Origin of the sequence: Pandoraea terrae, from assembly GCF_902459695.1 — a bacterium.
In the GTDB taxonomy this organism is placed as follows: Bacteria; Pseudomonadota; Gammaproteobacteria; order Burkholderiales; family Burkholderiaceae; genus Pandoraea; species Pandoraea terrae.
Window position 1 is genome coordinate 16,068 of record NZ_CABPRZ010000002.1, and the last position, 21,604, is coordinate 37,671.

Consider the following 21,604-nt stretch of genomic DNA (forward strand, 5'->3'; position numbering starts at 1 on the left):
GCGGCGGTCGAGCAGCACGCGATACGCGGGCCGCAGGGGCTCGTGAGATGATGGGTCGTACCTGCCACCGCAACAACAACAAATGAGGCATCGTTAATGCGGCTTGGAGAGTCCTGGAAACTGCGAGCAGCGTGCCTGCTCAGCTTCGCGGTCGCAACAGGAGGCACGGTCGCGTTGGCCGAGATGGCGAACGCTGCGCCGAATACCGCCGCCAAACCGGCGTCTGCCACGGTGCCGGCCGTCCCGGGTGCTACGGAAAGTGCGTCCTCCCCACTCATCGCGCCGAGCGCGGGCCCCACGGAAACCACCGTTACCCTGGCGCAGCTGGGGCAGGTCAATGGACTCAGGCTGCGGGGCACCGAAGGCAGCGTCGACGTCAATTTCGGTGTTCGACTCGACCGCGGCGTGACATCGGCGGTGCTGCGCCTGCGCTATGGCTATTCGCCGGCGCTGTTGCCGCAGATGTCGCAGCTCAAGGTGTATCTGAACGAAGAGTTGGTCGCGACGCTGCCATACGACAAGGACAACGCCGGCAAGAACCTGATGCGCGAGATCCCGCTCGATCCGCGCTTGTTGTCCGGCTTCAATCGCCTGCGGCTGGTCTTTCTCGGCCACTACACGATGGAGTGCGAGGATCCGATGCATTCCGCGTTGTGGACCGACATCAGCCCGGCGACGGAGATCGTGATTGGTTCGCAGCCGTTGGCCTTGGACAACGATCTCGCGATTTTGCCGGCACCGTTTTTCGATCGCCATGACAATCGTCCGTTGCAGGTGCCGTTTGTCTTCGGCGCCTTGCCGTCGCAGGCGATTACCCACGCGGCGGGCGTCGTCGCTACCTGGCTGGGGGCGCTCGGCGACTACCGCAACGCGCGTTTCCCGGTCGCCATCGGCACGCTGCCGGCGCGTCACGCCATCGTCTTCGCCACGAACGACACGCGTGTGGCCGGTCTCGATCTGGTGCCGGTTGACGCGCCAACGCTGTCGATGATCTCGCATCCGGGCGATCCGTCGGTCAAGCTGCTCGTGGTTCAGGGGCGCGACGCCAAGGATCTGGAAACCGCGGCATTGGCGCTCGTCTCCGGGCGTGCCGCGTTGAGCGGTGCATCGGCGAAAATCACGTCGATGCAACCGTTGCCGCGCCGTCCGGCCTACGACGCGCCGCGCTGGATCCGCACGGACCGTCCGGTAAAGATCGGCGAGTTGGTCAACGACCCGGCCGAACTGCAAGTGCAAGGCTATTCGCCGTGGCCGATTCGCGTGAGGCTCAATCTGCCCGCCGATTTGCTGACGTGGCAGAACACCGGCATCCCGCTCGACCTCAGGTATCGCTATACGCCGCCGGTCAAGCCCGACGAATCGTCGATGGCCATTGAGGTGAACGACCAGTTTGTACGCGCCTACCGTCTGAAAGCGTCGGGCAGCAGCACCGACAAGAGCCATATGGTTGTCGAGTTGCTTAACGATGGCACGTTCGCCGACCAGCAAGCCTTGTTGATCCCCGCCTTCCAGGTGGCCGCGCGCAATTTCCTGTCGTTCCAGTTCGCGATGGCACCGCACAAGGAAAACATGTGCTCGCAACCGGTCGGGAGTTCGGCGCGCGCCGCGATCGACGCCGATTCGACGGTCGACTTCAGTACGCTGCCGCATTACGCACAGATGCCGAATCTCGGGTTTTTCGCCAATAGCGGCTTTCCGTTCACGAAGTACTCCGATCTGGCTGAAACGACGGTGGTCATGTCGAAGGCGCCCGACAAGGCGGAGCTGGAGACCTTGTTCGCGATGCTCGGCCAGATGGGCAAGTCGACCGGCGTGTATGCGAACCGATTTGAACTCGCGGATGCGAGCCAGACGGACCGCATGAAGGATCGCGACGTGCTGATGATCGGCGGACGCGATGTTGGCAATCTGCTGGCGAAATGGGGCAAGAGCCTGCCGTTGTTGATCGACCAATCGCGGCGCGTGATGTCGAGCGTGCCGCAACCCGTGCAGCGCGAGCGCGGGTTGGGCATTGCGCAGGCGGCCGAGCTCGACGGTCCGGTCCGGCTCGACGCGCAAACCGACGGACCATTGGCGGCATTGATCGGATTCGAGTCGCCGCTTGCGCCGCGCCGTTCCGTGATTGCCCTGAGCGCCACCGGCCCCGAGGTGCTGCAGCGCGTGGTCGATGCCGTCGAAGACGACGTCCAGCGCGGCAACATTCACGGCGATTTGGCCATCATGAGTGCCGGACGCACGGAAGCGTTTCGGCTTGGCGACACGTATTACGTCGGCGACGTGAGTCTCTGGACGCGTGCGCGCTTCCATTTGTCACAGCATCCGGTGCTGGTTGCGCTCGCGGCCTTGCTTGCGGCCTTTGTGATCGCAATCAAATGCTTCGGCTGGCTGCAGCGCCGTGCCGCCCGTCGACTGGAGCAGTAAATGGACGGCCGAACGACAGGCACCGGTAATCGGCGCCGCGCGCTGCTGCGTGCGTTCGGGGCATGCGCCGCCACTTTCGGCGCGCTCGGCGGATTGAACAGCGCGGGTGCCGCGCCGTCAACACGCAAAGGCGCCGTGCCCGGCGTTCCCCCGGACGCCAATGCGTCCGTGAGCCCCCATTGTCCGGGCGACGATTGGCCCGCATGGCATCAATTCAAGACGCGCTTCCTGAGCGCGGACGGTCGCGTGATGGATCGCAGCATGGAAGATCAGCGCACTGTATCGGAAGGGCAGGCCTACGGCCTGTTCTTCTCGCTCGTGGCCAACGATCGCGCCACCTTCGACAAGTTGCTCGCCTGGACGGAAAGCAATCTCGCACAAGGGGACCTGATCGCGCATTTGCCCGCGTGGCTCTGGGGCCGCAAGACGGATGGCCAATGGGGTGTGATCGACGGCAATCCCGCGTCCGATGCCGACCTGTGGATGGCTTACGTGTTCGCCGAGGCCGGTCGCCTCTGGCGGGTCCGCCGTTATGCCGCGCTCGGTGCACTGCTTGCGCGCCGGATCCTGGCGCAGGAAACGGACTTCGTGCCCGGGTTGGGGCGTACGCTGCTGCCGGCGCCCGCCGGCTTTCATCCGGCGGCCGATCAATGGCGGCTGAACCCGAGCTATGTGCCCATGCAGGTCGTGCGTCGTCTGGCCGGCCTGTTTCCCGACAGTGGCTGGCCGGGGCTGATCAACTCGTCGCTGCAGCAGATCGTCGATCCGTCGTCCGGCGGCTTCGCGCCCGAATGGACCCTCTACCGCGCCGGTCACGGTTTTCAACTGGATCCGCAGACCCAGGCCGAAGGCAGCTATAACGCCATTCGCGTCTACCTCTGGGCGGGCATGCTGGCGCCGGAGAGCCCTGACACCCAAGTGCTTTCCCGCAAGTTCGAAGGCATGTTGCGGTACGTCGCGCAACATGGCGCCCCCCCGGAGCGCGTCGATATTCGTAACGGCACCGCCTCGCGCGACGGCCCCGCCGGGTTTTCCGCCGCGCTGCTGCCACTGCTGCAATCGACCGGCAATGCTGAAGGCGCCCGCGCGCAGGAAGCCCGTGTACGCGCGCTCGACGCGCAAAGCGAGCCGGGTTACTACAGCGCGGCGCTCTCGCTGTTCGGCCTTGGCTGGCAGGCCGGCCGCTTCCGTTTCGCCGCAGACGGCGCGCTGCAGTTGCCGTGGGAGGCTGTTTGCGCCACACGCTGATTCGTTCCGCCTGCGTGGCGTGCCTGCTGGCTGGCGCCGCGGACTGGGAGCCCGTTCGCGCGCAGCCGGCCGCGCCGGCGGGCGTGACCGCGGGGCAGAACCCCGAGGTCAAAAGGTTGATGTCGAGTGCGTCGCTTTGGCACGCCCATCACCGGAACGACCTGTCGCGCGATGCATTGCGCAAGATCCTGCTGGTGCAGCCCGATCAGCCGCAGGCATTGGCCTTGCTCGGCCAGATAGAAATCGAGGAAAACCGTCCGGCCGATGCGGCGCGTTATCTGCAGACGCTGCGCGCGCGCCATCCGGATGCGCCCGAAACCCGCACGCTGGGAGATGTCGTTCGCGTCAATACGACCGACAGGCAGCGTCTGGCAAAAGCGCGGCTGCTCAGCCGCAGCGGACAGGTCGAGTCGGCCTTCGCGGAATACAAGGCCCTGTTTCCGGACGGCCCGCCCGCGGGCGATCTCGGCATCGAATACTACCGCGCGCAGGCTAACGCCGCGAACGGCTGGAACCCGGCGCGCGAGGGGCTGAGCAAGCTCGCGCAAAGCTCGCCGGAGGACCCCCGCGCGGCGCAAGTACTGGCCGAACTGATGATCGACCGGCCGGCCACGCGCCTGGCAGGGACCCGCATGGCCGCGGATCTCGCGGCCCGTCCCGAGGCGGACGTGAAGGTGCTGCTGCCATTGTGGCAGCGGGGACTGTCACGCGCCGACGGCAATCCCGCCTGGCTGCCGCTTTATCAGCGATATCTGGCGCTTGCGCCGGGCGATGCCGACATCCGCGCCGCTTATGAGAAATACAGTGTGCAGGCGGCGGCACGGCACCGGCTTCAGGCCGACCCGGCTTATCAGCACCAGCAGAAAGGGATTGCCGCACTCGAAAAGGGGCGTCTCGACGAGGCGGAAAAGGCGCTCGACAGCGCCCGCAGTCAACGTCCCAACGATGGGGAATTGCTGGGGACGCTCGGCCTGGTGAAGATGCGCCGGGGCGACCATCGCGACGCCGCGAACCTGTTCGAACAGGCGCTGCACAAAGATCCCGGCAATGCACGCAAATGGCGCAGTTTGCTGACGACCGCACGTTTCTGGGCGGCGATGGCGGACGCTCGCGACGCACGCGATGCCGGCCGTTACGCCGAAGCCGACCGTTACGCGCGTTCGGCGCTGGCGATCGACCCCGGCAACGCCGACGGCCTCGCGCTGCTCGGCAGTATCGCCTCGGACGACAAACGCGACATCGATGCGGAGTCGCTGTTCCAACAGGCGCTCAAGGCCGAACCCGGCAACGACAGCGCGTTGCGCGGCCTGGTGTCGCTATACGCCCGTCAGCACCGCCGCGAGGCGTTGATGACCCTGCTGGGCGACCAGCGCCGCCGCTTCCCGAACGATGCTGCGCGCTTCGACCGCGCGGAAGCCGCCGCGCTCGCCGACGAGGCGGATACGCAGATCGCGCAGGGTCTGAACGGGCCGGCACTGGCCAATCTCGAGCGTTCCGTTACGCTCGACCCGAAAGCGCCCTGGACAAGGTATGCCCTGGCGAGCCATTACCGCCGCATGCGCTTGCCCGAGATCGGCCGTCAGGTCATGGAAGAGGGGGGCCGGCAGCCGCTCGAACCCGACGACATGGCGCAGATGCGTTACGCGCAGGCGGTCTACCTCAACGTCATCGACGATGAAGGCGGCGCCCTGGCCACGCTCGCACAGATTCCGCCAGCGCAATTGACGGCGGCGATGACACGATTGCAAACCACGCTCGCGATTCGTGACCTGGCCCGGCAAGGGCGTGAGTCGCGGGCGGCAGGCGATGCCGAAGCGAGCGCTCAACAATTCGCAAAAGCGGTGTCGATGGCCGGCGACGACCCGGAGTTCATCGGCGAGGTGGCGCGTTCGCTGGTAGCGTCCGGCGCGCCCGACCAAGGGCTGGCGTTGATGCGCCAATGGCTCGACGCCCATGCCGACACGCCGCAACCGGCGGCGCAGATGCGTTACGCGGCGTTGCTTTCGCAAGCGGGCCGCAACGACGATCTGCGCGCATGGCTGGCGAACCTGGACCCGGCCAAACTCGATGCGGCCCAGCGCGCGGAGTGGCAGGATCTTGGCGATCGCCTGGCCCTGCGCACCGCAGACCAACAGCGCGTGCTCGGCAAGTTCGACGACGCACGCAACACGCTCGATCCGCTGCTCTCGCGTTCCCCGCCCGATCGCCGGTCGCAGGCTGCGCTGGCCGATCTTTATTTCGACGAACGCCGCTTCGCCGACGCGAAAAAGGTGTCCATTTCGCTGCTTGAGCAAGACCCGCAGGATCAGGACGCCCGCCTCGCACTCGTTCGCACGCTGTATGAGATGCAGGAGGATGACGCCGCCAGTCAGCTACTGGCGCGCGTATTGACGGAGACACCCGAAGACGACGCCGCTACCCGCTTGGGCGCGGCGCGCCGCCTGACCGCCATGCAACGCTATGACGAGGCGGCGGCGCTGACGGACGGCCTGCAGGCACGCTTTCCGAACAATCCGTCGATTACGGTGCAACGCGGTCGCATCGCGCAGTCGCGAGGCAATTACCGCGAGGCCAATGGCTGGTACGTTCAGGCCCGCGCAGCCGAGATCGCACAAGGCGTGTTGCCCGACCTCGACGGCCTTACGTCAGCGCAGTCGGCGATCGAATCGCTGGCGTCCCGCCGCCAGAGTTATGTCGCGAGTGGCTACGAAGTCGACACGAAAAAGGGCGACGGCGGCATTTCGATGTTCAACACCCGTGCGATCCCGCTTTACGGCCAGTATGCCGTCGGGTACGACGGGCACGTGTTCGCGCAGACCGACACCGTGTCGGCCGACGCGGGCGATCTGCCGCTCAACGGAAGTTCGCAGTACGGTGTACTGCCGCTGCTGGGCGCGACCGCGTTCAAGGCCTTTGCGGCAGCGAACGGCGTGGTCATCGGGCCGAACCCGGATTTCGGCGCGAAACGCATCACCGCGCACGGACAGGCCCTCATGGTCGGTTACCGCAACGACTGGCTGCGCGCGGACGTCGGCAGCACGCCGATCGGATTCCCGGTGTCCTATCTCACCGGCGGCCTGCGTTTCTTCGGCAACCGCGGCCGCTATGACTACTGGGTCGACGTTTCCCGGCGCTCGGTGACTGGCAGCATGTTGTCGTACGCGGGCGCATTCGTGCCGCTGCCGACCGGCTTCGGCTTGCCCGAAGTGAAATGGGGCGGTGTGCGCCGCGATGCGCTCACGTTCCATGGCTCGCGCGATTTCCCGCACTACGGTGTCTTCGCAGAGGCGAGCGTTGCACGCCTGACGGGCGAGAATGTGCTCGACAACTCGGAGATCTCGGCGCGCGGCGGCATCGACGTCCCGCTTGTGCGCCGGCCGGATACGCGTGTGAATACGGGCGTAACGCTGTTCGTCGACAGCTTCAAGGAAAACGAGCGCTTTTACACATACGGGCATGGCGGCTACTATAGCCCGCAGACGTATGTGTCGTTTACGCTGCCGATTGAATGGTATGGCCGCACGACCCACTGGTCCTACTACTTGCGCGGTTCGGTGTCGCTGTCGCAAAGCCATGAAAAGTCGATGCCGTTCTTCCCGACGAACACGGCGTTGCAGGCGCTTTCCGACAACGCCACCTACGGCTCGGGTGGCGGATTCGGTGTCGGCTTTTCCGTCACGGCGCGCGCGGAATACTGGTTCAACCGCCGCTGGGTCATGGGTGGACAGGTTCAGTTCGAGCGTTCCGACTACTACGCGCCAAACCGTTTTCTGTTGTATTTGCGCTATTACATCGATGCGCGGCGCGGTGAAGTGCCCATGCCGCCGTCGCCAGTGCGACCGATCTGGAGTTATTGAGGACGACGCATGCGGAACCAGCGCCATCTTGCTTACCGTCGTATCGCCCGCCTGGCATATGACCTCGTCACGCCGCTCGCCGACCGGTGTGCCGCTTTGTCGCCGTCGGAGCCAGGATGCTGACCCTCATCGCCGTTGCATCGAGCGCCGGCGGCGCGGGCCGCACAACCCTCGTGGCCAATCTCGCCGCATTGCTGGCGCGCGAGGGGGTGCCCGTACTTGCGCTGGAACTCGATCCCCAAAACGTGCTGGCGAGCCAGTTGGGGCTCGACGTGCCGCCGGCATTGGGCATCGTATCGTTCGTGGATACGCCGCAGCGCCTGAGCGAAGCGGTCCAGCGCCCACGCCCCGCGCTGGCACTGTTGCCGTCGGGGCAGGGCGACGCTGCCATGCAGGCGCGGCTTTGCGAGACGTTGACGCGCGAGCCGGCCTGGTTGCGCCAGCAGTTGGGGCACCTCGGCCTGCCGCCGGGCACCGTCGTACTGGTCGACACCGACCGTTATCCGAGCGCGGTGTCACGGCATGCGGTGGCAGCGGCCGATATCGTGCTCGGCGTCGTGCCGCTGACGTCGGCCGGGTACGTCACGCTGCCCGACCTGATGCATGCGGGTGCACGCCGCCTGCACATCGTGACGAACTGGGCGTCGTCGCCGTCGCCGGTCAATAATGATCTTTACCATCTGGTGAAGGCGCGCGCCGGCAGCGCCATTTTGCCGATGCGTATTCATCGTGACGGCATGCTCAGCGAGGCGAGCGCACGCGGCGTACCGGTCTTCGAACATGCCGAAGGCGCCCAATCGGCGACGGACATTGCCCAGTTGGCAGATTGGCTGCGCGCGGCCATCGCTGCCTCTCCCGGTCCCGCGACCGCCACCTTCGGCGGAGGGCGCACAGCGTGATACTCGATACCTTGGGCACTCTGTATGGTCTCGCGCGCGCCAAGCTGGCCCGGCGGCTGGGGTTGCCTGCCGGTGCCGACGGCGGTCCGCCGAACGCCATCGCGTGGATCACGGCCATGTTCCTTCGCGACCCTGCGCATTGCTTGATGTTGTCACGCATTTCGGATCATTGGATCGCCGCGCTCGCCTCCCGGCTCGGCGTCCAGCGGCTCGATCAATGGCGCGACTGGTGGTTGCGCGTGCTGTTTCGTCCCGTTCCGCACGGCCGGGCCGACCGGATAAGCAGGCTGGCCCATTGGCTCAATATCCGGCTCGCGTTGCGCATCGGCGTTTCGCCGGACGGTTCGCTGGGGTGCCTGATACGCGGTCTGTTATTCCGATTACCCGGGGAGCGGCCGGTGTTCCCGCCTTATGCGGCCTGGCTGTGGGTGCGTGACGTCGGTGCGGCGGCGCGCGCCTGGTTCGTTGCGCGGGCCTTCGGCATTCCGCCCGACACCCCGGCACACCTGGCTCGCCGGTTTGACCGCAGGCTGGAGAAAATGATGCGCTGGCGGATGACCGCGGCGGCGTTCGCGGCGGTCGGCCTGATCGGCCTGACGTGGATTGTCACGACGCCGTTCGATCCCTGGGAGCAAATGCTGTTCTCGGTCTGCACGCTGACACTCGCGCTCGTCATTCGCCGGCTTGAAAGCCAATATTCGGTCCTGGTGCTGATCGGCTTGTCGGTGGTGTCGACGGTTCGCTACATATGGTGGCGAGTCACCCAAACGCTGTCTTTCGACACGGTGGAGGAGACTGCGGTCGGCTACTTGCTGGTCTCGGCAGAGATGTACACGTGGCTGATTCTGCTGTTCGGCTATGTCCAGACGGTGTGGCCGCTGCATCGGCGTCCAGTGCCGTTGCCGGGCGATACGTCGCTGTGGCCGACGGTCGATGTCTATATCCCGACTTACAACGAGGGGCTGGATGTGGTCAAGCCGACCGTCTATGCGGCGTGCGGCATCGACTGGCCGGCGGACAAGCTCAATATCTACCTGCTCGACGATGGCCGGCGCGAAGCCATGCGCGCATTCGCGGAGGAAGCGGGCGTGCATTACATGATCCGGCCCAACAATGCGCATGCGAAGGCCGGCAACATCAATCACGCGTTGACGCGCACGCAGGGGGAGTTCATCGCCATCTTCGACTGCGATCACATTCCCGTGCGCTCGTTTCTGCAAACGACGATGGGTTCGTTCCTGGCCGACCCGAAATGCTCGCTGGTGCAGACGCCGCATCATTTTTTCTCGGAGGACCCCTTCGAGCGCAATCTGGCCACCTCGGGCAATGTGCCGAACGAGGGACGTTTGTTCTACGGTATCGTGCAGGACAGCAACGACTTTTGGAATGCCACGTTCTTCTGCGGCTCCTGCGCGGTGCTGCGCCGCACGGCGCTCGAATCGGTCGGCGGTGTTGCGGTCGAAACGGTGACCGAGGATGCGCATACAGCGCTCAAAATGCACCGGCGCGGCTATAACACCGTTTATCTGAAGGTCGTTCAGGCCGCCGGGCTCGCGACCGAAACCCTGTCGGGACACGTCGGCCAGCGAATTCGTTGGGCGCGCGGGATGGCGCAGATTTTCCGCATCGACAATCCGCTGCTCGGACGCGGGCTCAAGTGGGGGCAACGCATCTGCTATGCGAATTCCATGCTGCACTTCTTCTACGGCATTCCGCGGCTGGTGTTCCTGTGCGCCCCGATCAGCTTTCTGTTTTTCGGGTTGCATATCGTGCAGGCGGCGGCGCTGAGTATTTGCGCCTACGTGTTGCCGCACATTGCACATGCCAACATCGCCAACTCGCGCATCCAGGGCAAGTACCGCCACTCGTTCTGGTCCGACGTGTACGAGGCCGTGCTGGCCTGGTACGTGACGTTGCCGACGACGGTCGCGTTCATCAACCCGCGCTACGGCAAGTTCAACGTGACGGCCAAGGGCGGCCTGATCGAGGAGAGCTTCTTCGACTGGAGCATTTCCAAGCCGTATCTCGTGCTGCTCGGGCTGAACCTTGCCGCGTTCACCGCCAGTATCTGGCGGCTGATCTACGGCCCGGCCTTTGAGGCGAGCGCGGTGATGATCAACCTCGGCTGGGTGTTGTTCAACCTGTCCGTGCTTGGCGCCGCGGTCGCCGTGGCCACGGAGGTCAAGCAGGTGCGCCGGTCGCATCGCGTGGCAATGCGCTTGCCGCTGGTGCTCTATTTGCCGGACGGACGGACGGTCGCCTGCCATACGCGCGACTTTTCGACGGGCGGCCTGGCGTTGTCGCTCAGTATGCCGCTCGACCTGCGCATCGGGACCGAAGCCTGGGCCGCGCCGCGTCGCGGCGATGTCGAATACAGCTTTCCGGTGACGGTGGTCAACAGCCGCGGGACCCGGCTGGAACTGGCGTTTCGGGCCATGACACCCGAGCAGGAAAAGCAATTGGTGCAATGTACCTTCGGCCGGGCGGACGCCTGGAAGGACTGGGATGCCGAGCGTGAACGCGACGAGCCGATCAAGGCGCTGTTCGAAATGCTCGGCATGGGGTTGCACGGCTATCGGGTGCTGGCCGGCTACATGTTGAGCAAACTGGCACGACGCTGGCAGGCGAATGATCGCGATCGCCAGCGCGCCCGGCAAATGTGACGAACGCGGAATCATACGACGATGGGTATCTGGAACCTCTACTTCATCCTGAAGCTGCTGCTGCTCTGGGGCGGCGTCATCAGCTTTCACATACTGGCGAACTTTCTGTTTGCCGTGGCGCTGGCGATTCGGCTGCGGTCGCGCTGGGCGAAGATCGCGCGCCAGGTCGTGGCGATACCGGCGGGATTCGCCTTGCTTTATCATGATTCGAACCTGCCGCCATTTGCGCGCTTCATCGAGCAATTGCCGGCGCTAGCGCAATTCCGCTTTTCGTATCTCCTGGAGTTGCTCGGCCGATTTGTCGGCACGCGAGAATGGTTGCTGTTGTTGATCCTGGTACTTGTGTACTGGATCGTCAATCGCTGGCTGCGCGTGACGACGTTGGTGCTCCTGGCCCTGCTGATCGTGCCGGGATGGCTCCGGCTCGGTACACTGCTGCCGATGTTGTCGCCGGTTGTCGCGTCGCAAGGGGGCGCCGCGAATGCCAATGCGGCGATGCCGTCGGTCACCGCGGCTGGCGGCGCTGCGGGTGCCGGCGGGAGCGTAGTCGCGAGCGCGAACGGCGAGGTTCCGATGGCAGGGAACCCCGACACGGCGCTCGACGGCTTTTACCAGCGCGAGCGGGGCCGGTCGGTCTCGTTTCCGTCACAGTTGGGCGCGGGGCCCGACTTCGATATTGTGTTCCTGCATGTTTGCTCGCTTGCGCAAGACGATCTCGACACCGAAAAGCTCACCAACCTGCCGCTGTTGTCGCAGTTCGACTACGTGTTCAAGAATTTCAACTCGGCCGCAAGCTACAGCGGTCCGGCGGCGATTCGTGTGCTGCGCGCGTCGTGCGGCGCGGCGTCCCACAAGGGGTTGTACGAGCCGGCGGCGCAGCAGTGCTATGTCATGAGCGATCTCAAGCAATTGGGTTTCACGCCGAGTGTGCTGATGAATCATGACGGGCACTTCGACAATTTCATGAAGGAAGTGCTGGACAATGTTGGTGTGCAGGGCGTCAAGCCCATCGACAACACGGCGAGCCGCATCAGCATGCGGGCGTTCGACGAAACGCCAATCCGCTCCGACGGCGACGTCCTGACGAGTTGGGTCAAACGCCGCGCCGAGATGCCGGACAAGCGCGTGGCGCTTTACTACAATACGATCAGCCTGCACGACGGCAACCGCATCGAAGGCATGAAGCTGTCGAGCGTGGAAAGCTATCCGCTGCGGGTGAAGACGTTGTTCGACGATTTCGGCAAGTTCATCGACGCCATCCAGCAGTCCGGCCGCAAGACGATCGTGGTGTTCGTGCCCGAGCATGGCGCCGCAATTCGTGGCAACAAGCTTCAGATTTCGGGCATGCGTGAAATCCCGCTGCCGGAAATCACGCACGTACCGGTGGCAGTGAAGCTTGTCGGTTTCGGCGACGGCCCGCGCAGTGGGCCGCCTGTGACGATCGACACGCCCACCAGCTACCTGGCGATGTCGCAGTTGCTGGCGAATCTGATCACGACGAACCCGTTTGCTGCCAGGGCTGACCTGAGTCGGTACGCCAACGATCTGCCCCAGACGGCATTCGTTTCGTCCAACGAGCAATCTACCGTCATGAAATACGCGGGCAAGACGCTGATTCGCGGCATGGACGGCGTCTGGCTCGATGTGAATACGCTGGAATAACCTCAGGAGCTACCGTGCAATATTGCAAATTCGGCCGCACTGGCCTGTCCGTCTCCCGGCTGTGCCTCGGCACCATGACCTTCGGGCTGCAAACGGAGGAGGCTGCGAGCCGCGCGATTCTCGACCGCGCCGCCGAGGCGGGCGTCAACTTCATCGACGTCGCCGACGTCTATCCGCTGGGCGGCACCGAGTCGCTGGCCGGACGCACCGAAGAGATCGTCGGGCGCTGGCTGAAGGGACAGCGCGACAAGTTTATCGTCGCGACCAAGGCCGTCGGAAAGATGGGCCCGTCGCCGTGGGATCAGGGGGCTTCGCGCAAACATTTGCTGGACGCCATCGACCATTCGCTGCGCCGGCTCGGCACTGACTATGTCGATCTTTATCAGCTGCATTCGGACGATACGGAGACGCCGATCGACGAAACGCTCGAAGCATTGGACACCATTGTGCGGCAAGGCAAGGCGCGCTATATCGGCGTCTCCAACTATCTTGCCTACCGTCTGGCCCGCGCGCTGGGGCGTGCCGACGTCCTGCGTACCACGCGGTTCGTGTCGGTCCAGCCGCGCTATAACCTGCTGTTCCGCCAGATCGAACGTGAACTCCTGCCGTTGGCCGGCGAGGAAGGGCTGGCCGTCATGCCGTACAACCCGCTGGCGGGCGGTCTGCTGACGGGGAAATACCGTCACGATGCCGCACCCTCCGAAGGGCGTTTCAGTGCAGCCACGGTCGGCCGTGCGGGAGAAATGTACCAGCAGCGCTATTGGCATGAACGCGAATTCCAGACGATCGAATCGCTGGGGGAAATCGCCGCCGAGGCCGGCGAATCGCTGACCAAGCTGTCTCTGGCGTGGGTGCTGGCCAATCCGACGGTCACGTCCGCGATCATCGGCGCAAGTCGGGCGGAGCAATTGACCGAAACGCTGGCCGCCGTCGACTACGCGCTCGATCCGGCCCTCAAGGCGAGGCTGGATGACGCGTCGCACGCTTACCGCTGGGGCGACGCGGCGCGCTGACTACGTCGCGCTGCCAAGTGCCGCAAGCAGATCCTTCAGCGGCGTGCCCGGATCGGCGAGCTTGTCCGGATCGATCGTGGCGCCGCGGCCCACCAATTCACGCGCGGCCATGAATTCCTGCGCCCGGTTGACGCTGGCGACCGCCACGAGGCGGCCTTCGCGCAGATAGCACAGCATGAAGACGGCGGCGCCGCCGGGGGCGTCGGGCAGACGGCGTTCGACCACGCGGTCGTGACCGTCCGTCATGCCGGCCATTTGCAACTTCGCGTCGAATTGATCGGACCAGAACCACGGCGCGGCGGCAATCGGCTTCGGCGCGCCGACGACCACGCTCGCCGCCACCTTGGCCATTTCGCTCGCGCTCGGCACCGATTCGAGACGTATGCGGCGGCCCAGGACCGGATGCGCATGATGTGCGCAGTCGCCCACGGCGAGGATCGCCGGATCGTTCGTGCGGGCAAATTCGTCCACAACGATGCCATTGTCGACCGGCAGGCCGGCAGCTTCGGCCAGCGCCGTATTCGGAATCAGGCCGATGCCGACGACGACGACGTCCGCTTCGATTCGGCGGTCGCCCGCCACTACGGCCGTGACGTGACCCTCGGCGACCTCGAAACCGGTCACGCTCACGCCTGTCTGGATGTCGACGCCATTGGTGCGGTGCAAGGCTTCGAAGAATGCGGACAGATCGGCTTCGGCGACGCGCGCGAGCAGGCGCGGCGCAGCCTCGAGCACGGTGACCTTGGCACCCGCCTTGACGGCGCTGGCCGCCACTTCAAGCCCGATGTAGCCGCCTCCGACAATCACGACGCGCTTTTCCGGCGAGATGGCGGCACGCAGACGTTCTGCGTCCTGGATGTCGCGCAGGTAGAGCACGTTCGCGGCATCGCCGCCGGGCAGCGCCAGACGGCGCACGCGGCCGCCCGTGGCGAGTACGAGATGATCATAATTGAACGTCTCGCCGTTTTCGAGCGTCACGGTGCGCGCTGCGCGGTCGATGCCGGCTGCCGTTGCGCCCAGGCGCAGCTCGATGTTGGCCTTCTCGTAAGCGTCTGCCGGGCGGATCAGCAGGCTGGCGGCGTCGGCCTGACCGGCCAGGAACGCTTTCGACAGCGGCGGGCGGCGGTACGGCGGATGGTTTTCGGCGCCGACGACGACGATGCGTCCGGCATAGCCTTGCTGGCGCAGGGCGAGGGCGGTTTCGCCGCCGGCTTGGCCGGCGCCGAGAATGACGGTGGTGGAAGACGTTACGTCGGTCATGAGCGTGTATCGAATGAGGTAAGTGTCAGGCAAAGACGTCCCCCGCCGGCTGCCGGGCGGGGCGGACGCCATACGTCGCGACGAAAGTGTAATGCAAGCGGGCAGGGTTGCGGGGGCTTTGTCGCCCGGTCGACTGCGGTATATTGAGCCATCTCGGCATCTATTGGCATTTCCATGTGGCAAATCGACCAGGTCACCCTGCGCGTCTTCATCGCCGTTTGTGAGGAGGGCACGATTGGCCGTGCGGCGGAGCGCGAGTTCATCGCGCCTTCCGCGGCCAGCAAGCGCCTCGCCGATCTCGAGGCGCTGGTCGGCGCCGCGTTGCTGCTTCGCAGTCAGCGCGGGGTGCGCGCCACGGCGGCCGGCACGGCGCTGCTGCGTCATGCGCGGCAAGTGTTGCGCGCGTACGAACGCCTGCAAGCGGAGTTGAGCGAGTACGCCGGCGGCGCACGGGGGCACGTGCGGGTGCTGGCCAACGTGTCTTCGATGGTCGAGTTCCTGCCGGAGGCGTTGTCGGACTTCCTCAAATCGCATCCGCAAATCCGTGTCGACGTGGAAGAGCGGGTCAGCGTCGAGATTGTGCGCGGCATCGAAGAGGGCGTGGCCGACGTCGGCATCTGCCGCGATTTCGTGCCGCTGGGGGATCTGCAAAGCCTGCCCTACCGCGCGGATCACCTGGCGCTCGTGGCACCGAAGTCCCATCCACTGGCCGGGCACGATGCCGTAGACTTCGTTCAGACACTCGCGTTCGATCATATCGGACTGGCATCGAATGCCTCGGTGAATGCCCTGATGCAGCGCATCGCGATGGCCGACGGGCGCGAGCTGACGTACCGGACCTACGTCTCGACGATCGATGCGGCGTACCGCTTCATCCAGGCGGGGTTAGCCATTTCGATCCTGCCGCATGAAGCGGTGCCGGGACACGTGCTGCAAGCCTACGGACTGGCCGTCGTGCCGTTGCGCGACGCCTGGGCCGAGCGGCACTTCGTGATCTGCATGCGGGATCGTGAAGCCCTCACCGCGCCTGCGTCGCGGCTGGTCGATCATCTGCTGGCCCATCGGGATTAAATCGGGATTAACCCGAAGCCGGCACGCGACGCCGGCCGCGCCATCCCCATCCTTGCGCCGCCATCGCGCCCCGCGATGGACTCCATCGAGAATTGCGGCTTTCCCGCATGCCCGCTTGACGGCACTCTCACGCTCACGTTCCCTTCGATGACACAAGGACATGATGAGAGACGCCAATACCGGTTGCGGCGGGACCCCGGATCACCGGGTCGTTGTGACTGAAGTCGGCATGCGCGACGGTCTTCAGGCCATCGCCCGCACGATGCATACCGATGACAAGAAGCGCTGGATCGACGCCAGCTATGCCGCCGGCGTGCGGCACATGGAAGTGGCGTCGTTCGTTCCGGCGAAGCTGTTGCCGCAAATGGCCGACGCCGAGGCGGTCATCGCCCACGCGCTGACCTGTCCCGGCCTGGTGGTGACGGCGCTCGCGCCCAATCTCAAAGGGGTGCAGCGGGCAATCGACAGTGGTGTGCACCGGATCGTCGTGCCCATCTCCGTGAGTGAAGCGCATAGCCTGGCCAACGTGCGCAAAACGCCGCGTGACATGATCGACGCCTTTGCCGAAATGTGCGCGATGGCCGCGGGGCGCGCGCAGATGATTGCCGGCCTGTCGACCGTATTCGGATGCACGCTGCAAGGCGACGTGCCGCAGGACGATGTCGCCGCATTGGCGCGTCAGGCGGTGGCGGCAGGCGCCGACGTCGTCGCGCTGGGCGATACCACCGGACAGGCCACACCGCGCCAGGTCGGAGAGATCGTAGAGAAAGTGCGTGCCGTCGCCCAAGGCAAGTTGCGGTCGCTGCACTTTCACGACACCCGGGGTCTCGGGCTGGTCAACACGCTGGTCGGATTGCAGCACGGCATTCGCGAGTTCGATGCATCGCTGGCGGGGCTTGGCGGCTGCCCGCATGCGCCGGGCGCCACGGGCAACGTCAATGCCGAGGATCTCGTCTTCATGCTGCACAGCATGGCCTTCGAAACCGGTATCGACCTGGACGCGCTGATCGCGGTGCGCGCCGTGCTCGCCGCCGCGCTCCCCGGCGAGCCGCTGTATGGCTATCTCGCGCGGGCGGGCCTGCCTTCACACATGCGTCCCAGCCCGGCCGGTGCCGCAATGAATGCCGCCGGCACGCAAGCTTCGGTTTCCTCCTAACCTCACGCGAATTCAGGTGAACACATGAATACGACGACGAACCGCTTGCCGCTGGACGGCATTCGCGTGGTCGAAATGTCCCATATGGTGATGGGCCCCACTTGCGGCATGATCCTGGCCGATCTGGGCGCCGAGGTCATCAAGGTCGAGCCGCCGCGCGGCGACGGCACGCGCCGGCTGCTCGGCACCGGCGCGGGTTTCTTCCGGACGTTCAACCGGAACAAGAAGAGTGTTGCACTCGATCTCGATACCGCCGAGGGACGCGAAGCACTGCGACGCCTGGTCGACACGGCCGACGTCTTCGTCGAGAATTTCAAGCCCGGCCGCATGGCGTCGCTCGCGCTCGATTACGAAACGGTCAGTCAACGTAACCCGAAGGTGATTTACGTCTCGCACAAGGGCTTCCTGAACGGTCCGTATCAGCATCGGCTGGCGCTTGACGAAGTCGTGCAGATGATGGCCGGGCTCGCGTACATGACCGGACCGGTGGGGCGCCCGCTGCGTGCCGGGAGCTCCGTCAACGACATCATGGGCGGCATGTTCGGCGCGATCGGCGTGCTCGCGGCGCTGCACGAGCGGCGCGACACCGGCCGCGGCCGGGAGATCCAGAGTGCGTTGTTCGAGAACTGCGTGCTGCTGTCGGCGCAACACATGCAGCAGTTCGCCGCGACAGGCGTGGCTGCCGCGCCGATGCCCGAACGCATCAGCGCGTGGGCAGTGTACGACGTATTCACGCTGGCCGGCGGCGAGCAGATGTTTATCGCTGCGACCGGAGACGGGCAGTGGCGTGCGCTGTGCAACATCCTGGGCCGATCCGATCTGCTGACCGACGCGCGTCTGGCGACGAACAACGACCGCGTGCTGCTACGCCCCTGGCTGCTCGGTACGTTGGGCGAGACACTCGCGGCGCGATCGGGCAGCGAACTTGCGCCGTTGTTCGAGCGCGATCAGATTCCGTTTGCATCCATTACGAAACCGGAGGCGTTGTTCGACGATCCGCATCTCCTGCAAAGCGGCGGACTGGCCGAACTGACGCTCGACGACGGATCGCGGACAGCCATGCCGCTGCTGCCCATATCGCTTGACGGCGAACGTTTGCAGCCGCGCCAACCCATCGCGAAGATCGGCGAGCACACAGACGCGGTATTGCGCGAGCTCGGTTACAGCGCGGCCGACATTGCCCGGATGTCGCACACGGCGCAACCGAAAGCCGCCTGAGCCCGCTTCGACCGGCATTCAACTATTCAACCGGCGCAAGACCGGACCTCATGGAGACAGACGATGACGTCGTCAAATCAGGCTTATTCGGCGAATGCGCCGGCACATGCCGCAACGTTCCCTGACCTCGCAACGCCGGGGAGGACGGATGCCGGCGCGCACGACATCGCATACGGCGCTGCACAGATTTCGGCCCGGCTCGACCGGCTCCCGGCCACGCGCACCATCTGGAGGATGGTGATGATGTTGAGCCTGGGCATGTTCTTCGAGCTTTACGACCTGATGTTCTCGGGCTACATTGCGCCCGGACTGGTCATGAACGGCATTCTTTCGGCCAGTACGCACGGGCTTTTCGGCACCACCGGCGTCGCCAGCTTCATTGCCTCGCTGTTTGCGGGCCTGTTCGTCGGCACGGCGGCGTGTGGTTTCCTGGCGGACCGGTTCGGCCGCCGGGCGATCTTCACGTACTCGCTGCTCTGGTATACGGCCGCCAACATCATCATGGGATTTCAGGACACCGCCTTCGGCCTGAACCTGTGGCGCTTCATCGCCGGCGTCGGCATCGGCGTCGAGATCGTGACGATCGGCACGTATGTCTCGGAACTGGTCCCCAAGCATATCCGCGGCCGCGCCTCGGCGTGCTCACAGGCGGTGGGCTTCTGTGCCGTGCCGGTGGTCGCGTTCCTTGCCTATCTGCTGGTGCCCCATGCCTGGTTCGGGATCGACGGATGGCGCTGGGTCGTGTACCTCGGCGTGGTCGGCGCGATCGCGGTCTGGTGGATTCGCCGGCATTTGCCGGAAAGCCCGCGCTGGCTGGTGCAAAAGGGCCGTCTGGCGGAGGCGGACGCGATCATGTCGCGGATCGAGGCCCGGGTCGAAGCCGAGTACGGCATGCCGTTGCCGGCGCCGGCAACGGCGCAGCCCGTGCGTGCCCGCGCGGCGTTCCGCGACCTGCTGGTGGCGCCGTACCGCAAGCGCGTGGCCATGTTGATCATCTTCCATGTGTTCCAGACGCTCGGCTACTACGGCTTCGCCAACTGGATTCCGACGCTGCTCATCAAGCAGGGCATTACGGTCACGACGAGTCTCGGCTATGCGGCAATCATCGCGATCGCGGCGCCGATCGGTCCGTTGATCGGATTGCTGATCGCCGATCGCTTCGAACGCAAGACCGTGATCGTCTGCATGGCGGCCGTCAACGTAGTCTGTGGCTTGATGTTCAGCCAGGCGCGGGAAGCCGCGATGCTGGTGTCGCTCGGCGTGTGTCTGGTATTGGCGGGCAACATTATTTCGTACAGCTACCACGCCTATCAGGCGGAACTGTTCCCGACCAGCATCCGGGCGCGTGCCGTCGGCTTCGTGTACTCGTGGAGCCGCGTCAGCGCCATGCTCACCGCGTTCGTCATCGCGTGGTGCCTGAAGGCGTTCGGCGTGAATGGGGTTTTCGTGCTGATTTCCGGGGCCATGGTCGTTGTCATCTGCGCGATCGCACTGCTTGGGCCGAAAACGCGCGACGTCGCGCTGGAGGACATTTCCCGGTAGTGCCGAGGTGCCGGCTCGCGCCGGCACGGCGTGAGGCTATCGCGAGGGAAGACCGAATTTCATGGAATAAATCCGGCCCGCCTCCGGTTCTACCTGTACAGGCATTTGAAACGTTCACGGCGAACGGCGGCCTGTTTCCGGTCCAGGGACCATGGAGGAACTCATGAAGAACACCCAAGATACGCCTGACCCGGCCGCCGCGACGGCAGATACGGGGAGTGCGAGCGATACGCTCGATACGCTCGATGCGCACGGCAACCGGCGGCGGCGGGTGCTCGGCTGCATGGCCTGGGCCGGCGCCGGCGTGCTCTGGACGATTGACGGCGGCGTGCCGCGCGCGCTGACACTGGGCGGCAGCGCCCAGGCGGCGGAGCGTGAGACGCAGGCGCTGCGCTTTGTGCAGATCAGCGACAGCCACATCGGCTTCAACAAGGCGGCCAATCCCGACCCCGCGAGCACGCTGCAGTCCGCCATCGACAAGATCAAGGCAGCGCCGCAACGGCCGGCCTTCCTGATACATACCGGCGATGTCAGCCATCTCTCCAAACCCGCCGAATTCGACACCGCCGACCAGATCGTGCGTGGCGCCGGCCTGCAAACGTTCTACGTGCCCGGCGAGCACGATGTCGTCGGCGATGACGGCCGGGCGTTCTTTGAACGCTTCTCCAAGAACTCCGGCGGCCGGGGCTGGTACAGCTTCGATCAGAACGGCGTGCACTTCATCGGGTTGGTGAATGTGCTCAACCTGAAAGGTGGCGGTCTCGGCGTTCTCGGCGAGGAACAGCTCGCATGGTTGGCGCAGGACCTGCGCGGCCGGGGCGACAGCACCCCCATCGTCGTCTTTACGCACATGCCGATGTGGCTGCTCTACCCCGAATGGGGTTGGGGAACGGACGACAGCGCGCAGGCATTGGCCATGATGAAGCGCTTCGGTTCCGTCACCGTCCTGAACGGACATATCCATCAGGTGATCCAGAAAGTGGAGGGTAACGTCAGCATCCAGACGGCCATGTCGACCGCCTATCCCCAACCCGCGCCTGGCGAGGGGCCCGGACCGGGGCCGTTGAAGGTGCCGGCGGAGCGCTTGCGCGCAATGCTCGGTGTGCGCTCCATCAGCTTTACGCCGGGACACGCGAAACCCGGCCTCGTCGATTCGACACTCGATACGTAAGCCCGCCGTCAACCGCCTGGAGAACCGCTATGTCCACTCCCGTGAAGCATGCATTGCAATGGCTCGGCCGGCTCTTGCTGGTGACGGCCCTCACGTCTCCTTTTGCCGCCGTTGTGGCCGCAGCGGGGGCGACGCCGCCGCCCGGCGCCAACGCGGTGAGGATCGACAACTTCAGTTTCAGCCCGCAAACGTTGACTGTCGCGGCGGGGACCACGGTGACGTGGGTCAATTACGACGATTCCCCGCATACCGTCACCAGCGACGCCAACCCGCACCTGTTCAATTCCCCGGCGATGGATACCGACGACAAGTTCTCGCATACGTTCACGACCCCCGGCACCTATAAATACTTCTGCGCAATCCATCCGCACATGGTCGGCGTAGTCGTGGTCAAATAGCTCTGGCGCATGTGCGCAAATGCGG

14 protein-coding genes are annotated in these 21,604 nt (G+C 65.1%); 13 read left to right on the forward strand and 1 reads right to left on the reverse strand.

Annotation, left to right across the window (positions count from 1 at the left end; translation table 11 throughout):
• The first annotated feature begins 96 nt into the window (after positions 1–96).
• The 7 genes from bcsB (at position 97) to PTE30175_RS02175 (ending at position 13,763) form a co-directional block, all read left to right on the forward strand.
• Entirely contained in the window at positions 97–2,421 is a 2,325-nt protein-coding gene (gene bcsB, locus PTE30175_RS02145) for a cellulose biosynthesis cyclic di-GMP-binding regulatory protein BcsB (protein WP_150695421.1), read from the forward strand.
• On the forward strand, positions 2,422–3,669 hold the full coding sequence (gene bcsZ, locus PTE30175_RS02150) for a cellulose synthase complex periplasmic endoglucanase BcsZ (protein ID WP_150695422.1): 1,248 nt from the start codon (positions 2,422–2,424) through the stop codon (positions 3,667–3,669).
• On the forward strand, positions 3,654–7,526 hold the full coding sequence (locus PTE30175_RS02155; RefSeq protein WP_150695423.1) for a cellulose synthase subunit BcsC-related outer membrane protein: 3,873 nt from the start codon (positions 3,654–3,656) through the stop codon (positions 7,524–7,526). Before bcsZ ends, PTE30175_RS02155 begins: the two co-directional genes overlap by 16 nt.
• A gap of 116 nt (positions 7,527–7,642) precedes the next feature.
• Positions 7,643–8,425, forward strand: a complete 783-nt coding sequence (gene bcsQ / locus PTE30175_RS02160; RefSeq protein WP_150695424.1) for a cellulose biosynthesis protein BcsQ — start codon at positions 7,643–7,645, stop codon at positions 8,423–8,425.
• Positions 8,422–11,088, forward strand: coding sequence for a UDP-forming cellulose synthase catalytic subunit (gene bcsA, locus PTE30175_RS02165; RefSeq protein ID WP_224788557.1), 2,667 nt, complete (start codon positions 8,422–8,424; stop codon positions 11,086–11,088). The genes bcsQ and bcsA overlap by 4 nt, the downstream gene beginning before the upstream one ends.
• A 21-nt stretch (positions 11,089–11,109) precedes the next feature.
• Complete coding sequence (gene bcsG, locus PTE30175_RS02170; protein WP_150695425.1) at positions 11,110–12,750, forward strand: cellulose biosynthesis protein BcsG; 1,641 nt, start codon at positions 11,110–11,112, stop codon at positions 12,748–12,750.
• A gap of 14 nt (positions 12,751–12,764) precedes the next feature.
• Complete coding sequence (locus PTE30175_RS02175) at positions 12,765–13,763, forward strand: aldo/keto reductase (RefSeq protein WP_150695426.1); 999 nt, start codon at positions 12,765–12,767, stop codon at positions 13,761–13,763.
• Here PTE30175_RS02175 and PTE30175_RS02180 read toward each other — a convergent pair whose 3' ends face one another.
• Positions 13,764–15,023, reverse strand: a complete 1,260-nt coding sequence (locus PTE30175_RS02180) for an NAD(P)/FAD-dependent oxidoreductase (RefSeq protein WP_150695427.1) — start codon at positions 15,021–15,023, stop codon at positions 13,764–13,766.
• 174 nt (positions 15,024–15,197) lie between these two features.
• Here PTE30175_RS02180 and PTE30175_RS02185 point away from each other — a divergent pair, with 174 nt between their 5' ends.
• From PTE30175_RS02185 to PTE30175_RS02210, 6 genes are all read left to right on the forward strand, one after another.
• The gene (locus PTE30175_RS02185) at positions 15,198–16,094 is read left to right on the forward strand and encodes a LysR substrate-binding domain-containing protein (protein WP_150695428.1); all 897 of its coding nucleotides are present in this window, start codon (positions 15,198–15,200) and stop codon (positions 16,092–16,094) included.
• Between the two features lie 160 nt (positions 16,095–16,254).
• Positions 16,255–17,250 (forward strand): hydroxymethylglutaryl-CoA lyase, encoded by a 996-nt coding sequence (locus tag PTE30175_RS02190; protein ID WP_224788558.1) that lies wholly within the window; start codon positions 16,255–16,257, stop codon positions 17,248–17,250.
• A 24-nt stretch (positions 17,251–17,274) separates the two neighbouring features.
• Positions 17,275–18,468 carry a CaiB/BaiF CoA transferase family protein gene (locus tag PTE30175_RS02195; protein ID WP_150695429.1) on the forward strand — a complete coding sequence of 398 codons (1,194 nt, stop codon included), beginning with the start codon at positions 17,275–17,277 and terminating at the stop codon, positions 18,466–18,468.
• 63 nt (positions 18,469–18,531) lie between these two features.
• Positions 18,532–20,010, forward strand: a complete 1,479-nt coding sequence (locus PTE30175_RS02200; protein WP_150695430.1) for an MFS transporter — start codon at positions 18,532–18,534, stop codon at positions 20,008–20,010.
• 163 nt (positions 20,011–20,173) lie between these two features.
• Positions 20,174–21,181 (forward strand): metallophosphoesterase family protein, encoded by a 1,008-nt coding sequence (locus tag PTE30175_RS02205; protein ID WP_150695431.1) that lies wholly within the window; start codon positions 20,174–20,176, stop codon positions 21,179–21,181.
• Positions 21,182–21,210: 29 nt separating this feature from the next.
• Positions 21,211–21,579, forward strand: coding sequence for a cupredoxin domain-containing protein (locus PTE30175_RS02210; protein WP_150695432.1), 369 nt, complete (start codon positions 21,211–21,213; stop codon positions 21,577–21,579).
• The last annotated feature ends 25 nt before the right edge of the window (positions 21,580–21,604 follow it).

What these genes read in the sequence shown, in the direction of transcription:
- bcsB (WP_150695421.1), top strand. Translation starts at nt 97, where the DNA reads ATGCGGCTTGGAGAGTCCTGGAAACTGCGAGCAGCGTGCCTGCTCAGC.
- bcsZ (WP_150695422.1), top strand. Translation starts at nt 2,422, where the DNA reads ATGGACGGCCGAACGACAGGCACCGGTAATCGGCGCCGCGCGCTGCTG.
- bcsQ (WP_150695424.1), top strand. Translation starts at nt 7,643, where the DNA reads ATGCTGACCCTCATCGCCGTTGCATCGAGCGCCGGCGGCGCGGGCCGC.
- bcsG (WP_150695425.1), top strand. Translation starts at nt 11,110, where the DNA reads ATGGGTATCTGGAACCTCTACTTCATCCTGAAGCTGCTGCTGCTCTGG.
- PTE30175_RS02180 (WP_150695427.1), bottom strand. Translation starts at nt 15,023, where the DNA reads ATGACCGACGTAACGTCTTCCACCACCGTCATTCTCGGCGCCGGCCAA.
- PTE30175_RS02185 (WP_150695428.1), top strand. Translation starts at nt 15,198, where the DNA reads ATGTGGCAAATCGACCAGGTCACCCTGCGCGTCTTCATCGCCGTTTGT.
- PTE30175_RS02190 (WP_224788558.1), top strand. Translation starts at nt 16,255, where the DNA reads ATGATGAGAGACGCCAATACCGGTTGCGGCGGGACCCCGGATCACCGG.
- PTE30175_RS02195 (WP_150695429.1), top strand. Translation starts at nt 17,275, where the DNA reads ATGAATACGACGACGAACCGCTTGCCGCTGGACGGCATTCGCGTGGTC.
- PTE30175_RS02200 (WP_150695430.1), top strand. Translation starts at nt 18,532, where the DNA reads ATGACGTCGTCAAATCAGGCTTATTCGGCGAATGCGCCGGCACATGCC.
- PTE30175_RS02205 (WP_150695431.1), top strand. Translation starts at nt 20,174, where the DNA reads ATGAAGAACACCCAAGATACGCCTGACCCGGCCGCCGCGACGGCAGAT.
- PTE30175_RS02210 (WP_150695432.1), top strand. Translation starts at nt 21,211, where the DNA reads ATGTCCACTCCCGTGAAGCATGCATTGCAATGGCTCGGCCGGCTCTTG.